Raw genomic sequence first — 16,533 nt, 5'->3', positions numbered from 1 at the left:
CAGGATTTCCGGAGACTCTTAGAAAGTACGTCCAATTTCAAACTGGATATTTTTGGTTTCATCACCGTCTTTTTTATTCAATGGATAAGCATAGCTCAGTGATAATGGCCCAATCATGGTAATCCAGGTAAAGCCAGCACCTACGCTATAACGCATATTATCCACATCAAAACCGAAGTTGTCCTTACAATACTGCTTGGCATCTACCCGGCCAACCTGACTATTAACATATATCTCACCACGTGGTACATCACATTGTGTATCAAATACTTGTGCACCTTCAGCAAACAGGACTGGACGAACCTGACGTGCCCAATCTCCCTTGAACGGAATAGGAAGCACCAGTTCAGTACCAAACTGCACTAAAGCATTACCACCGACTTCTTCAGGATCCCAATCTCTTTGATTGGTTTCATTAAAAGTTACGCCTGGATATCTAGGACCCAGTGTACTGTTATCATAGCCACGAACCGAGCCGAAACCACCTGCAAAGAAATTCTTATAGAATGGCAGATCATTACCATAACCCAACTTGCCATAACCGCGCAGGATAAAATCTTTTCCAAGCGGGAAGAATGCCTGTGCATCATAAGTCAGTTTTTGGTATTCCACATCACTGCCCGGCAATGCGACTTCACCATTGATTCGATGAGACATACCACTTGTCGGGAACATCGGGCGGTTTAAGGTATTATAAGACCATCCCAAATTCAAATTGTAGGTTAAGAAGTCACCTTTGAACTGGTCATCAAAATCAACCAAGTTCGCTGTCTGACGATCGGTATACAGACACTTGTCTTTGACGTCATAACCTTCAGGTGGATTTGTTGGTCTCGGCTTTTCATCCAACACATCTAAATCTGCCTGAGAATACAGATAGGCTGTACACACATCAGTCCGGCGATTAGTGGCCTTGCCACCTTTCGACAACAAATAGTCACGTACATAAGTAGATACATACGGACCAGTTGTTACTTCGGTCTGGTCAATATTCAGCCCCATGCTGACACTCTGGTTCTCATCAATTGGATAACCAAAGTTGATCCCACCACCAAAACTGTCTGTTACATAGTTGTTGACGTTATAGTCATCATCCAGCTTGGTTTTACGATAATAAAGATTATAACCGCGACGCACCCCATCAATCGTAAAGTACGGGTCCATCACACTCAGGTTATAGTAATCTTGCGTTTCAGAACGTGATAAATCGATCGATACACTATTACCGGTGCCCAAGAAATTGGTCTGGCTTAGACCGGCCTGGAATGTAACACCACCACTTTGCGAGAAACCAACCGCCAAGGTACTGGTTCCTGAATGCTGCTCTTCAACGGCAACATTCAGATCTACCTGATCCGGCGAACCAGGAATACGTGCCGGCTTAATATCTACGGTTTTAAAGAAGCCGGTACGCTCCAGACGCACTTTAGAAAGGTCAATCTTCTCATTACTTGCCAATGCACCTTCCATCTGGCGCATTTCACGGCGTAATACTTCATCGGCTGTTTTATTGTTACCGGTAAAATTAATACGTCGTACCGTAACCTGCTGACCCGGATTAATATAGTAATTCAGATCAACCATTTTGGTGTCATTGTTAATTTGAGGAACAACGTTGACTTCGGCATAGTAATAACCCGCATTACCATACTTGCGTAACAATAACTGTTTGACTGCGTTGACCTTTTCCTGAGAATAAATTTCGCCTTCTTTGAAGATTTGCAAGGCTTGCAATTCTTCAGTCTTATAAAGCGCATCGCCTAAATATTTGGTTTGACCAAATTTAAACTGCTCACCTTCATCCACAGAAACTTCGATAAAGACATTCTTTTTATCTTCACTCAAGTTAAGACTAGAATTGGTAATATTAAAGTTGATATAACCGCGATTCAGGTACATGGCACGCAAAGCTTCCAGGCTTGCCGCCATTTTTTCACGTGCATAACGGTCATTTCGGGAAATGACAGAACTCCAGCCACTTTCTTTTACTGCGAAAGCCTGCTTGATATCGGATTCTTTAAATACAGTATTACCAATAATATTGATATCGAAAACTTTGGCTGCTTTGCCTTCAACAAAATCGATCAGCAATTCAACCCGGTTATTTGGTCGAGGAGTTGTCTTAACTGTAATATCCGCATCATAACGACCTTGCTGCATGTACTGCTGTTCAAGTTCAGTTTCAATGGTTTGTAATGCTGACTTCTTCAGCACCTCACCTTCAGCCAGACCCATTTTCTTCAGGCCATCTTCAAGTGCTTCCTTAGGAATCAGTTTATTGCCTTTCAATTCAATTTTTGAAATGACTGGGCGTTCAACCACCTGGAAAACCAAAGTATTGCCTTGCTGAACAGCTTTAATGTCATCAAACAGGCCTGATGCATACAAGCTACGAATTGCATTAGAGATGATAGGATCATTGACCCGATCACCACTGTTAATCGGCACTAGGCCATACACATTCTCAGGAGTTAAACGTACTAATCCATCAAATTTTATATCTTGTACAATGAATTCATCTGCTGCATATACTTGTTGTGCTACTGCCATTGCACTAACGAGTGCCAGAGGCATAAATAAATGTGTGTGCTGCATGCCAGTCTTTTCCGCTGTTAATTTATTCCATCTACGTTGTTATAAACGCATAAAATCATTAAATAATGCTAGAAGCATCATACTGCCGAGCAGTACCATACCAATTTTTAGTCCAACCAATTGTATTTGTTCGGAAACAGGTTTACCACGAATTAATTCAACAAAATAGTAAACCAGATGTCCACCATCAAGCATTGGAATAGGCAATAGGTTTAATATTCCTAAACTTACACTCATTAAGGCCATAAAGGAAATAAAAGTTTCCCAACCCATTTCTGCGCTCTGCCCGGCCACTTTGGCAATGGTAATTGGTCCTGATAAATTATCCAGACCAATCAGGCCACGCACCATTTTGACAATCGAGTTCAGAATCATTGAAGATAAATGTGCTGTTTTATCAAATGCCATGACCAGCGCTTCACCTGGCGTATAATGGATGGTCTGCTTATATTCTGCAGGAATGTTAATTTTACCCGGGTCACTTTGCACGCCCAGCATACCGGTCACATTCCCCATATTGTCACGTTTGCCTTGCGGCATGACCTCAAGCTGAACCACCTGATTTCCACGTAGTACATCAATTTTAAGCAACTTTTCTGGAGATGCCTGCACTACCTGTACGACATCAAACCAGTCTTTCATCTGCACACCATCAATTGCCAGAATCTTATCACCCTCTTTCAAGCCTTGACGGATGGCCGCTCCATCATCGCTGAGTTTGGAGATGACTGCCGGAATCTGTGGGCGATATGGCAAGAAGCCCAGACTATCGAGTGGTGACTGGCTTTGATCTTTGAGGAATTCCTGAATCGGCAACTGGAACTGTTTGTTCTCACCCGCACGATCCACCTGTATAGAAACCACGCCAGTTTCACCAACACGATCTACCAAGGCATAATTGAGTTTTTCCCAGGTTTCTACCTGAGTGCCATCCACAGCTACAATCTTGTCACCTGGCTGCATCTGTACGGTCGCAGCAGGAGTATTTGGTAGAACTTTACCTACCCGCGTATTGAGTTGTTCTTGTGCCGGTAAAAACAGCACCCAAAACAGAAGGACTGCAAAAATCAGGTTGATCAACGGACCCGCGGCCACAATGGCGATCCGCTTCCACGGATGCTGCCGATTGAAGGCTTTCGGTAAATCCTCTTCAGCGACATTGCCTTCTCGCTCATCCAGCATTTTGACGTACCCGCCCAAAGGCAAGGCAGACAGTTGATACTGAATTCCGGATTTTTTCGAGGTCCATTTTAATAAGGTCGGTCCAAAACCAATGGAATAGACCAGAACTTTAACGCCCAGTTTACGCGCTACAATATAGTGACCAAACTCATGAATCGCAATTAAGGGACCGAGTAACAGGATTGCGGCTGCAATAATAAACAAGGCGCTCATGTTTTAACTTCCTTTATTCACAACATACTGCTGTGATAAACCTCGTGCTATTTGATCTGCTTGCAAGATAGCCTCCAGATCATGTGCGGGCTGATTGTCCATCTGATTCAGAACATGCTCAACCACTTGAGGAATTTGAGTAAATCTGATCTGTTGATTTAAAAATGCAGCAACTGCAATTTCATTGGCCGCATTTAAAATCGTGGGTGCAATTCCGCCACTCTGCATGGCCTGACGTGCCAGTTTTAATGCAGGGAAACGGACTACATCCGGTTCTTGAAAATTGAGTTGTGAATGCATAAACAGATCCAGCGGTGCCACATGCGTACTGATACGCTCAGGCCATGCCAAAGCATGTGCAATAGGCGTGCCCATATCCGGATTACCCATTTGTGCCAAAGTCGAACCATCTACATATTGAACCATTGAGTGAATAATACTCTGTGGATGCACAACAACTGTAACAAATTGTTCTTGAACTGCAAACAAATGGCAGGCTTCGATCAACTCCAAACCTTTATTCATCAAGGTAGCAGAATCGACTGAAATTTTTTGACCCATAGACCAGTTGGGATGCTTGCAGGCTTGGGCAGGTGTAACTTCCTCAAGTTGCTGCATGCTGTGGTTTAGAAATGGACCACCTGATGCGGTCAGCAAAATCTGGGATACACCCAGTTTTGGTTTACCATGACGCTCTGCTTCAAAATAATGCTGGGGCAGACACTGAAAAATTGCATTGTGTTCAGAATCAACAGGAAGCAATAAAGCACCATGATCGCGCACCGCCTGCATCATGATGTCACCCGACATGACCAAGGCTTCTTTATTGGCCAGCAGTACGCGCTTACCCGCTTTCACCGCAGCCAAGGTTGGTAACAAGCCTGCTGCACCAACAATTGCTGCCATCACAATATCGACATCAGTATGTTCAGCCACTGCAATTAAACCGGCTTCATCATGCAGAATTTCAATATCGGATAAATGGTGTTGCTGGAGTCGTTTTGAGAGTTCGTCTACTTTATCAGCTGGCACCACCACCACTTTAGGATGGTATTGACGGCAAATTTCGACCAGCTCATTAATACGACTTTGCGCGGTCACAGCAAAAACCGAGTATGCTTCAGGATGTCGCTGCAAGATTTTTAAAGTACTTTGACCGATGGAACCTGTAGCACCCAGTATACAAACTGCTTGTGACATTTATAAATCTACACCAATAAGTTTTAAAACAGCCATACCTGCTGCAAAGATTGGAGCTGCAGCAAGCAAAGAATCAATACGATCCAGTACTCCGCCATGCCCTGGCAAAATTCGACCTGAATCCTTAATACCGGCACGACGTTTGATCATGGATTCAAACAGGTCTCCCAGCACCGAACTAAATACTGTAACCACTGACAAAATAAGGAATAAAATCAGTTCTGGCCAAGTCATATCCAGATAAAGCAAAGCAACTGCAGTCACGATCAGCATTGAAGTAACAATACCGCCATAAAGTCCTTCTATCGACTTGTTAGGACTGACATCTGGCGCCAGTTTTTTCTTGCCGAATTTACGACCTACAAAATACGCACCGCTGTCTGCGCCCCATACCAGTAAAAACAGGTACATCAGCCACCAAGGTGAACTTTGCCAGACCGAGAAAATTGCAGTAACCGCAGCGGAAATTAACACCACCCCGATGCCATGCAGACTGTTATTGTACCAGCCATCATATTCAGGATAGGTTTTTACCCAGTAAATACTGAGTAACCAGGTAACAATAGAAGCTACCCATAACAATAAGGCGACCTCGGCAAAATACAATGCCAAAGCGGAAAGTGCTGCAGTGAGCACTCCATATCCCCAAGCAACAGGTTTGACGACATGTTTAAATTTTCGAGGCATGAGTTTAAACCACTCATAACCTGCCACCCCGGCAGCCACAACCATCAATGCGAACATTGGATAATGTGATTCGGTAGCAAACATGCAACTAAGTACAACTGCTACCAGTACCAATGCGGTTATAATCCGCTCAAACATTTATTAATTCTCAAGTCTTTCTTGATGAATCTGCTCTGATGTTTTACCAAAACGACGTTCGCGACCACCAAACACAGCAAGTGCATCGTCAAACTCTTCTATGGTAAATTCTGGCCATAAGGTCTCAGTAAAATACAACTCTGCATATGCTGCCTGCCAGAGCAGGAAATTGGACAAGCGGAAATCTCCACCAGTACGAATCAGCAGATCAACAGGCGGCAAGTCACTCAGACTGACATATTGACCAAACATATCAGTATCAATTGCTTCAAGATCTAATTTATTTGTTAAAACATCCGCAGCAATCTGCTTCGCAGCTTGTGCCATGTCCCACATTCCACCATAGCTGATTGCAATGGTGAGCGTCATACTATCGAAATTAGCAGTCCTTTGTTCTGCTTGCAACATCAGCGCCCGCAGTTCAGGAGATAAACGCGACCGATCACCAATAAATCGCAAGGAAATGTTAAATTTTTCCATACGTGGCAACTGTTCATGAATGGTGTCTTCCAACAGCTTCATGAGCAGGTCTACTTCATATTGGGGACGGTTCCAGTTTTCACTGGAAAATGCAAAGACAGTTAAAGCCTGGATATTTCTTTTTCTGCAATGTTCGACGATAGGATCCAGAACCGTTTTTCCTTCACGGTGCCCGTCACCTTTTTGCATCTGATTTTTTTTGGCAAAACGATTGTTGCCATCCATAATGATGGCAACATGTTTTGGAAGACAGGAATTTTCTTCAGCAGCGGTCATCGATGAATTAGACCTTCATCAATTCAGCTTCTTTCGCAGCCAAGCGTTTGTCTACTTCAGCAACAAATTTGTCTGTAATTTTCTGAATGTCGTCAGAAGCGCGGCGTTCATCATCTTCAGAAATTTCTTTTTCTTTCAACAATGCTTTGATATCACCCAATACATCACGACGGATGTTACGGATGGCAACTTTGGCATTTTCAGCTTCATTTCGTGCAACTTTCTGCATGTCACGACGGGTTTCTTCAGTCAGAGCTGCCATTGGCACACGGATCGCGTCCGCAGTAATCGGGTTCAGCCCCAGATCAGATTCACGGATCGCCTTGTCAATTGCAGCCACCATTGAACGTTCAAATGGCTGAACCAGCAAAGTACGTGAATCTTCAACACCTACGTTTGCAACCTGGTTCAATGGCACATCAGAGCCATAGTAAGGAACCATGACACCGTTTAGAATCGAGGGATGCGCACGTCCGGTACGAACTTTAGCAAAACCGTGTTCCAACGAGTCAAGTGACTTGTTCATACGCTCTTCTGCGTCTTTTTTAAGATCGTTAATCATATGATCTTCCTTACTTAATTCTTTAAAAGAGGTTATTACTAAATTAGTGTGTAGTATAAAGTGCTTTGGTGCTCACGTCATTAATTGGTAACGTGAGTCCCTTCTTTTTCGCCCATAACAACAGAAAGCAATGCACCAGATTTATTCATATCGAATACTTGTAGCGGTACATTATGGTCGCGACACAAGCAGATCGCTGTTAAATCCATCACACCCAGCTTTTCGTCCAGAACCTGATCAAAAGTCAAAGTGTCATATTTCACTGCATCTTCGTACTTGCTTGGATCTTTGTTATATACGCCATCTACCTTGGTTGCTTTCAAGATCAAATCTGATTCGATTTCGATACCGCGTAAACAGGCAGCAGTATCTGTAGTAAAGAACGGATTACCTGTCCCTGCAACAAATACACATACTTCACCCTGAGTCAGGTGACGGATTGCATCACGGCTTGAGTAAGACTCAACCACAGCACCAATTGGCAAAGCAGACATTAAACGGGTTTTAATATTACGGCGCACCAAAGCGTCGCGAAGTGCCAAACCGTTCATGACTGTAGCCAGCATACCCATCTGGTCGCCAGTTACACGACCCACCAGGCCATCTTTTTGTAGTTGACTACCGCGATAGAGGTTACCACCACCAACAACAATACCTACTTGTACGCCTAAACCCACAAGGTGCGCAATAGAAAGTGACATCTGATCGAGCACTTGTGCATCGATTCCCATGTCTTTATTGCCTGCCAGCGCTTCACCAGAAAGCTTTAACAGGATGCGACCAAAGCGTGGCTTTTTAGAATCCAACATCATCAAACTCCAAAGTATTCAATTTAAATTTTTTTAATTCAAAATCTTAAGCAGACTTGACTGAAATGAGTTTTGCATACAGATCGTATTCATCTGCATCAGTAATCTCAACTTCAAGCAAATCCCCTGCCTTAATGACACTTTTATCGATATCTTCAACAAAAACATTGCCATCAATTTCAGGTGCATCTGCATACGAACGTGCAACCGCTACCGGGAATTCATCTTCCAAGTCATCTACCAGCACAGTCATGATCTGACCGATACGCTGTTGGAGTTTGGCTGCCGAGATTTCCTGCTGAACCTGCATGAAACGCTCATAGCGTTCTTGTTTAATTTCTTCAGGAACGTGATCTGGCAAATCATTTGCTGTCGCACCTTCAACTGGCGAATAGGTGAAACATCCTACACGGTCCAGCTGGGCTTCTTTCAGCCAGTCCAGTAACATCTGGAAGTCTTCTTCGGTTTCACCCGGGAAACCCACCACAAATGTTGAACGGAGCACCAGATCAGGACATTTCTCACGCCAGATTTTCAAACGCTCCAGGGTATTTTCACTGTGCGCAGGCCGTTTCATCAGTTTGAGAATTTTTGGACTTGCATGCTGGAATGGAATATCCAGATAAGGCAGGATTTTGCCTTGTGCCATCAAGTCGATCACCGCATCCACATGTGGATACGGGTAGACATAATGCAGACGCACCCAAATGCCTAACTGACCCAGTGCTTCACACATGTCATAGAATTTGGTTTTAACCGGCTGGCCATTCCAGAAATCCAGCTTGTATTTCGTGTCCAGGCCATAAGCAGAAGTATCCTGGGAGATAACGAGTACTTCTTTTACACCGGCACGTTTCAGCGCTGCAGCTTCTTCAAGCACAGAACCGACTGGACGTGAAACTAAATCGCCACGCATGCTTGGAATAATACAGAAGGTACAACGATGGTTGCAGCCTTCTGATATTTTCAGATAAGCATAATGTTTTGGGGTCAGGCGGATGCCTTGCTCTGGAACCAGATCAATAAATGGATTGTGTTTTGGCGGCTCAGGCACGTATTGATGAACCGCATCCATAACCTCTTTATATGCCGCTGCACCTGTCACTTTCAGGACATTCGGATGCATCTGGCGAATCTTGTCTTCGTCTTTACCTAGACAACCTGTTACGATCACGCGACCATTCGCGCTCATCGCCTCACCAATCGCATCTAGCGATTCTTGCACTGCGGATTCAATGAAACCACAGGTATTTACTACAACTAAATCAGCACCGTCATAATCCGAAGCGACGTCATAACCTTCAGTCTTTAACTGGGTTAAAATACGTTCAGAATCTACCAATGCCTTAGGACAACCTAAAGATACAAAACCGACTTTGGGGGACTTCATGAATTTTCGCTCTACTAGAATGCGCGTATTGTATGTCTTTTCGCATCATAAAAATAGTTGAAAACCTGACTCTTTGCATCACGCACTAAAATATAGCCATAAAATATTCAAGATACCCAGCAACGCACCAAAATGAATCATTTTAGATTTACAGCCTCAAATTAATCCGTTATATCTAAGATGAACCATGTTGCTCTGCCACATTTCTGCGTTTTCCAGCAAAAAATAAACTCTATTCATAAAAGTTGGCGTGCATCTTGCATCAAATCAGAACTTAAAATTGATTAAATTGCTTTATGAAGATGCCATTGCGCCATTTTAATACAGGAACAAACCCGCGAATGGATCAACTTATTCCGATCGACTATCGTGTTTTAGTGGACAATATGACCACATGTATCTTATTGATAGACCGCGATCTAAATATTTATTATCTGAACTCTGCCTGCGAAGCCCTATTTGATGTGAGCTTATTTCGGGCGAGTGGCACATCTGTGCTGAATATTTTGCAAAACCCGACAGATGAGTTTAATACCGAAGAAGCCCTGAATAATACCTTAAGTACGGGACAGCCCTATACGCGTCGTGAAGCCACTATTCTGGTCAACTTTAAAGACATTCATGTCGATTACACTGTTTCTCAGCTAAACCTTGGCAAACCTTATCATCCGCTGTTACTCATCGAACTCAATCCTCGCGATCGCATGCTCAAAATCTCGCGTGAAGAAAATCTGGTACAACAGCACCAGGTCGCGCGCCAGCTGATTCGCGGTGTCGCGCATGAAATCAAGAATCCACTCGGTGGCATTCGCGGGGCGACCCAATTGCTGGCACGCAGCCTGAATGATCAACAATATAAAGAATTTACTGACATTATCATTAGCGAAGTGGATCGACTCAGAAATCTGGCCGATACCATGCTCGGCTCACGCCAGCTTCCAAGCTATGAACTGGTCAATATACATGAACCCCTGGAACGGGTACGCTCCCTGATTGCCAGCCAGACCAAAAAGAAAATCAAAATTACCCGGGATTACGACCTGTCATTACCTGAAGTTCTGGCAGACCGAGACCAACTGATTCAAGTCATTTTGAATATTTGTGCCAATGCTGTACAGGCCATGACCGAAAACAAGGAATTCTTTATCGAACATCAACCGGAACTGATTCTAAGAACCCGGATTCAGCGTCTCTTTACCATTAACGGGGTGATTCACCGTTCTGTGGTACGGATTGATATTGAAGACAATGGCCCGGGAGTTCCGGAAGACATTATCGAATCGGTGTTTTATCCACTGGTCACCAGCCGGGCCAAAGGAACCGGTCTGGGCCTCAGTATTGCTCAAAATATTATTCATCAGCACAACGGCATGATCGAGTGTCAGTCTGTGGCTGGAAAAACTGTCTTTAGCTTATATTTACCTTGGGAGTCAAATCATGTCGCGAAATAAAATATGGGTGATTGATGACGATCGCGCCATGCGCTGGGTACTGGAAAAGACCTTTAAAGAAGAAGGTCTGGATGTGACCAGTTTTGAAGAAGCACAATCTGCTCTGGATCAATTGAGTATTGAAGCACCCGATGTAATTCTGACCGATATCCGCATGCCGGGTATTGATGGACTTACCTTCCTGGGCAAGGTTAAACACAGTTATCCTGACCTGCCCGTCATTATTATGACAGCACATTCAGACCTGGAATCTGCTGTATCAAGTTATCAAACCGGTGCATTTGAATATTTACCTAAGCCTTTTGATATTGATGAAGCGCTGGCGCTGGTAAATCGTGCAATTTTACATATCACCAAGCTACAGCAGCAGGAGTCAGCAAAGACTGCCCCGCCAATTCAATCTACAGAGATTATTGGTGAGTCACCTGCCATGCAGGAAGTATTCCGAGCCATTGGCCGTTTGTCTCAATCGCACATTACCGTATTGATTAATGGTGAGTCGGGTACAGGTAAAGAGCTGGTGGCGCATGCCCTGCATCGTCATTCACCACGCAGTTCAAAACCTTTTATTGCACTCAATATGGCAGCCATTCCAAAAGACCTGATCGAAACCGAACTGTTCGGTCATGAGAAAGGTGCTTTTACCGGTGCCAATACCCAACGTCAAGGCCGTTTTGAACAGGCCAACGGCGGTACATTGTTCTTAGATGAAATTGGTGACATGCCATTTGAAACCCAAACACGTTTATTGCGTGTACTGGCTGATGGCGAGTTCTACCGTGTCGGTGGTCATATTCCGGTTAAGGTCGATGTGCGTATCGTGGCAGCGACGCATCAGGATCTGGAAAAGCTGGTCCATGATGGCCGTTTCCGGGAGGACTTGTATCACCGACTGAATGTGATCCGGATTCATATCCCAAAACTGGCACATCGCTCTGAAGATATTCCAATGCTGGCACAGCACTTCCTTGCACGTGCAGGTAAAGAACTCGGTGTAAATCCTAAGATATTGCGTCCTGAAACTCAGGAATACATGCAAAAGCTGCCTTGGCAAGGTAATGTTCGTCAGCTGGAAAATACCTGTCGCTGGCTAACTGTCATGATTACAGGTCGTGAAGTTTATCCTGAAGACCTGCCACCTGAACTGAAACAGATTCCGATCCAGCAACAGGATCCTGGTGCTCCGATCCCAAACCTGAACCAGATTGCACCGCATCACTGGGATGAATTACTAGGTCAATGGGCAATCCAGAAGCTGAAAAATGGCGAGATGAAATTACTGGATGCAGCGACACCCATGTTTGAGCGCACCCTGATCAATGCAGCCCTGCAACAAACACGCGGCCGCAAGCGTCATGCTGCCGAACTTCTGGGCTGGGGGCGTAACACCTTGACCCGCAAACTTAAAGAACTGGGCATGGACAGTGCTGATGATGACGAAGTAGAAGAAATCGAAAGCCAGGCCTGAAAATAAAAAAGCACCCGCGGGTGCTTTTTTATTACGACCAGTAAAAAGCTAGACAGTTAAACCAATATAACGTGAATAGCCTGCTGCGCCCAAATCAGATTTTAATATTAAATAGTTTGGATATGTACTTAGGCTAATTTCCTCAAACATATTTACCACGTCGTCATTGGCATGCAATTCATCCACTGTTTTTTGCATGGTTTGCTCGAATTCATCAGTGATATATTCAAAGCCAATATCCATGGCAATAAACAAGGTATGTTCACAAGGTTGGATATATTGCTCTTCCTGCCAGTTAATGATGTCTTGGTGGCAATGTGGGCAGGCAATATTATCGGTGGCCTGAATCGAAAGCGGAATAATTTGATATGCCATATGAAAGTCAATCTGTTTGCTATTTGTCTATTTTAGCAAATTTTATGGATTGTCTTTACTCAATTAAAAAATCCGGATGATAAAAAGGGAATCTTCAGACTCCCTTTTTTAATATTGAAAGCTCTCAAGGCTCAATTAGGTATGTGCAGCCTTATAACGTGATAATGCTGTGACTGCGACTGCCGAGACCACCACTGCCGGTAAACTTGCCATAAGAATACCTGTAGTTCCCAAACCCAATGCCAGAATCTTTCCGGTTAACAACGGCCCGGTCATCGCCCCTAAACGTCCTAGCGAGATTGCACTCCCCACACCGGTCACCTTACCCAAGTCCGAATAAAAAATCGGTGAGATCCCGTAGAGAATAGACTGGCCACCTGTAGAGAAAATACCCCCCATAATTCCCGCAAAAATCAAAAGTGGAATAGAAGTAGTGGTAAAAAGTAATACCAAGGCCACAAACAAACCACTATAAATAATGACTGCCATTTGCCAAAGCTTTAAACGGTCCAGTAAATAACCCAAGCTCAAGGTACCAATCACTGCCCCTACCTGGAACATTAACATTACCAAAAATGCCTGCTGCTTCTGCAAACCTTGTTCCATAAGTAAATTAGGCAACCAGCTGATCAAAATATAATTGATCATGAGGGTAAAAAAGAAACCAACCCAAAGAGGTAATGTATTTCTATACTGTCGCTGCTTGAACAAAACTTCAGCCATTCCCGGTACAGCTTCGCCAGAAACCGGCACTTCCGCATTCATTTTAGGCTTATCTTTAAGAATAAACGCCATCAATGGAATCAATACCAAAGGCGTTAATCCCCCAATCAGGAATAAGGTTTGCCATTGAATATCCGGAAGCAGCATGGCCAGACCGGCAACAAAGATCGCACCTACCGGCAAACCACAATACATCAAACTATTTAACTTGCCACGGTTGGCTTCCGTTGCTTCATCACCGACGACTGAAATCATGGTCGGCATTGCGGCACCTAAACCCAGCCCGGTAAAGAAACGCGCTGCATATAAAACTTCGATACTTGGCGCAATCGCAGTCAGCGACATGAACAGACCAAAAATAGTCACAGAGAGCATCAGGACTTTTTTTTGCCCTAAATAATCGGCGATACGTCCACCAAAGAATGCGCCGAACAGCATTCCGAAGACGCCTAGGCTAAACACATAACCCATTTGAACCTGACCTAAACCAAAGCTTGCTGCAATTCCTTTCGCTGCAACCCCGGGAGCTTGAAGGTCAAAACCTTCAAAAAATGCGACCCAAAAACATAAGAATATGGTTAAGATTTTTTGGGTTTTTCCGCTGTATGGCTGTGCCATGATTGATCTCCATCAATAATCTACAAATCGCTTCATCACCTGGCGATCCGTTACCCTATTCTCAACTTAATGCTGATTGAGAAATAGCACGACAATAGTCGGGTTTAAGTACTCTCATCGGCAATAAATAGTGTCAAAATTAGACCTAAAAGATTAAGTATCCAGACTTATTACATCTTAATAATTTCAATTGAATATATTTTTCAATAACTTGACTTCATAGTAGGTATTTCTAATCTCACGATAGTCAAAACTTATACAAAACCACCAGCCAATAAAAAACCCGCGAGATGCGGGCTTTTCTAGCTCAAAATCTTAAGCAGATTTTTTCGCTTGGACATTCTTACGAATCGTGATCATCACCAGTTGTACTGCTGCTGGGGTTACACCTGGAATACGGCTTGCTTGCGCTAAAGTCTCAGGACGAACATCTTTCAGCTTCAGAGTAATTTCACGAGACAAACCCGACACGATGTCATAGTTAAAATCAGCAGGAATACGGGTTTCTTCCAGACGTTTCATTTGTGCCACGTCTTCATGCTGACGGTTAATATAACCCGCATATTTCACTGCAATTTCAATTTGTTCACCGACAAATGGTGAGACTTCAGAATTGGTCAATTCTGCAATTTGAGCAAATGAAATATTAGGACGTTTCAACAAATCAATTGCCGAACACTCTTTAGACAGGTCTGCACCGGTCATCTCAACGAATTTTTTACCCATTGGATTGTTTGGCGCCGCCCACAGATGCTGCAAACGACCTGTTTCTTTTTCTACTGCTTCCATTTTCTCGCAGTATGCAGCCCAACGTTCGTCATCCACCAGACCCATTTCACGACCGATTGGCGTTAAGCGCTGGTCTGCATTGTCTTCACGCAGCATCAAACGGTATTCCGCACGCGAGGTAAACATGCGGTACGGTTCTTTGGTACCTAATGTGATCAGGTCATCCACAAGTACACCCATATACGCTTCATCACGTTTTGGTGTCCATTGCTCCTGATCCCACGCACGGCGTGCAGCGTTCAAGCCTGCCAGCAAACCTTGCGCACCTGCCTCTTCATAACCGGTGGTACCGTTGATTTGGCCAGCAAAATACAGGTTATTGATCGCTTTGGTTTCAAGCGTGAACTTCAAGGCTTGCGGGTTGAAATAATCGTACTCAATCGCATAACCCGGACGAAGAATATGCGCATTCTCCATACCGCGGATCGAACGTACCAGTTCAAACTGAACGTCAAATGGTAATGATGTTGAAATACCGTTCGGATAAAGCTCGTGTGTATCCAGACCTTCAGGCTCTAGGAAAACCTGATGCGAGTCTTTATCGGCGAAACGGTGAATCTTATCTTCAATCGACGGACAGTAACGTGGCCCCACCCCTTCAATCACCCCGGTATACATCGGTGAACGGTCTAAACCGCCACGAATGATTTCATGCGTGCGCTCATTGGTATGCGTAATATAGCAATTTACCTGCTCAGGGTGCATTGATGCATCCCCCATGAATGACATGGTCGGAGACGGGAAATCACCCGGCTGTGGCGTCATCACAGAGAAATCAACCGAACGCGCATCAATCCGTGGTGGTGTACCTGTTTTTAAACGACCTACCGGCAGTTGCAGCTCACGTAAACGATGGGCAAGTGAAATAGACGGTGGATCACCGGCACGACCACCACTGGATTTTTCCAACCCCACGTGAATTACGCCGCCCAAAAAGGTCCCTGCGGTGAGCACAACGGTTTTCGCATCAAAGCGAATACCCATTTGGGTTACAACACCTTTAACAGTATCGCCTTCAAGAATCAGGTCATCTGCTGCTTGCTGGAAAATATCTAAGTTCGCTTGGTTTTCTAATGTTTCGCGAATAGCGGCTTTATATCGCACACGGTCAGCCTGCGCGCGAGTGGCACGAACCGCTGCACCTTTACGTGAATTTAAAATACGGAATTGAATACCGCCTTTATCGGCAGCCAGCGCCATAGCGCCGCCCAAGGCATCAATTTCACGTACTAAATGCGATTTACCAATACCCCCGATGGCCGGGTTACAGCTCATCTGCCCTAAAGTCTCAATGTTGTGAGTTAAGAGTAAAGTCTGTCGGCCCATACGCGCCGCAGCTAAGGCCGCTTCCGTACCGGCGTGACCGCCACCGATAACAATAACATCGTATACTTTAGGATAGTGCATAGTGGTAAATTGAGAGATAAAAAGAATAGCTGGGCATTATAGCAAATTTCATTCTAAAGTAGACGAATTCAATCGATTTTATCTTGATATAACAACCTTTATATAGCAATTGGATAATGCAATGTAATTTAACTTTGCAGAGTAACTATATAAATTAAACATATAAGCCA

Annotated in this window: 13 protein-coding genes; 2 read left to right on the top strand and 11 right to left on the bottom strand. The window is 44.2% G+C overall.

What is annotated here, in order from left to right:
- Positions 1-18 precede the first annotated feature (18 nt).
- The 8 genes from bamA to rimO all read right to left on the bottom strand — a co-directional run bounded on the left by bamA (position 19) and on the right by rimO (position 9,532).
- On the bottom strand, positions 19-2,550 hold the full coding sequence (bamA, locus tag AY605_RS08625; protein WP_416202340.1) for an outer membrane protein assembly factor BamA: 2,532 nt from the start codon (positions 2,548-2,550) through the stop codon (positions 19-21).
- A gap of 84 nt (positions 2,551-2,634) precedes the next feature.
- The gene (gene rseP, locus AY605_RS08620) at positions 2,635-3,990 is read right to left on the bottom strand and encodes an RIP metalloprotease RseP (RefSeq protein WP_064096003.1); all 1,356 of its coding nucleotides are present in this window, start codon (positions 3,988-3,990) and stop codon (positions 2,635-2,637) included.
- Positions 3,991-3,993: 3 nt separating this feature from the next.
- The gene (gene ispC / locus AY605_RS08615) at positions 3,994-5,190 is read right to left on the bottom strand and encodes a 1-deoxy-D-xylulose-5-phosphate reductoisomerase (RefSeq protein ID WP_064096002.1); all 1,197 of its coding nucleotides are present in this window, start codon (positions 5,188-5,190) and stop codon (positions 3,994-3,996) included.
- Positions 5,191-6,015 carry a phosphatidate cytidylyltransferase gene (locus tag AY605_RS08610; RefSeq protein ID WP_064096001.1) on the bottom strand — a complete coding sequence of 275 codons (825 nt, stop codon included), beginning with the start codon at positions 6,013-6,015 and terminating at the stop codon, positions 5,191-5,193.
- A 3-nt stretch (positions 6,016-6,018) separates the two neighbouring features.
- Complete coding sequence (gene uppS / locus AY605_RS08605; protein ID WP_064096000.1) at positions 6,019-6,771, bottom strand: polyprenyl diphosphate synthase; 753 nt, start codon at positions 6,769-6,771, stop codon at positions 6,019-6,021.
- Between the two features lie 7 nt (positions 6,772-6,778).
- Positions 6,779-7,333 (bottom strand): ribosome recycling factor, encoded by a 555-nt coding sequence (frr, locus tag AY605_RS08600; RefSeq protein WP_064095999.1) that lies wholly within the window; start codon positions 7,331-7,333, stop codon positions 6,779-6,781.
- Positions 7,334-7,413: 80 nt separating this feature from the next.
- Positions 7,414-8,142, bottom strand: coding sequence for a UMP kinase (gene pyrH, locus AY605_RS08595; RefSeq protein WP_004786170.1), 729 nt, complete (start codon positions 8,140-8,142; stop codon positions 7,414-7,416).
- Positions 8,143-8,188: 46 nt separating this feature from the next.
- Complete coding sequence (rimO, locus tag AY605_RS08590) at positions 8,189-9,532, bottom strand: 30S ribosomal protein S12 methylthiotransferase RimO (protein WP_064095998.1); 1,344 nt, start codon at positions 9,530-9,532, stop codon at positions 8,189-8,191.
- A gap of 341 nt (positions 9,533-9,873) precedes the next feature.
- On the opposite strand from rimO, the gene glnL reads away from it, so the two are divergent.
- Complete coding sequence (gene glnL / locus AY605_RS08585; RefSeq protein ID WP_064095997.1) at positions 9,874-10,983, top strand: nitrogen regulation protein NR(II); 1,110 nt, start codon at positions 9,874-9,876, stop codon at positions 10,981-10,983.
- Positions 10,970-12,451: a nitrogen regulation protein NR(I) gene (gene glnG, locus AY605_RS08580; RefSeq protein WP_064095996.1), complete on the top strand. Its 1,482-nt coding sequence runs from the start codon at positions 10,970-10,972 to the stop codon at positions 12,449-12,451. The genes glnL and glnG overlap by 14 nt, the downstream gene beginning before the upstream one ends.
- 48 nt (positions 12,452-12,499) lie before the next feature.
- Here the strand turns inward: glnG and AY605_RS08575 are convergent, their stop codons facing one another.
- The 3 genes from AY605_RS08575 to mnmG all read right to left on the bottom strand — a co-directional run bounded on the left by AY605_RS08575 (position 12,500) and on the right by mnmG (position 16,363).
- Positions 12,500-12,826 (bottom strand): hypothetical protein, encoded by a 327-nt coding sequence (locus AY605_RS08575; RefSeq protein WP_064095995.1) that lies wholly within the window; start codon positions 12,824-12,826, stop codon positions 12,500-12,502.
- A gap of 135 nt (positions 12,827-12,961) precedes the next feature.
- Positions 12,962-14,167 (bottom strand): 3-(3-hydroxy-phenyl)propionate transporter MhpT, encoded by a 1,206-nt coding sequence (gene mhpT, locus AY605_RS08570; RefSeq protein ID WP_064095994.1) that lies wholly within the window; start codon positions 14,165-14,167, stop codon positions 12,962-12,964.
- A gap of 315 nt (positions 14,168-14,482) precedes the next feature.
- Entirely contained in the window at positions 14,483-16,363 is a 1,881-nt protein-coding gene (gene mnmG / locus AY605_RS08565) for a tRNA uridine-5-carboxymethylaminomethyl(34) synthesis enzyme MnmG (protein ID WP_064095993.1), read from the bottom strand.
- Between the last annotated feature and the right edge of the window lie 170 nt (positions 16,364-16,533).

The sequence above is a fragment of the Acinetobacter sp. SFD genome, from assembly GCF_001647575.1.
In the GTDB taxonomy this organism is placed as follows: Bacteria; Pseudomonadota; Gammaproteobacteria; order Pseudomonadales; family Moraxellaceae; genus Acinetobacter; species Acinetobacter pecorum.
The sequence above is the reverse complement of the archived record's forward strand: the minus strand, read 5'-3'. Positions and strand labels throughout refer to the sequence as shown.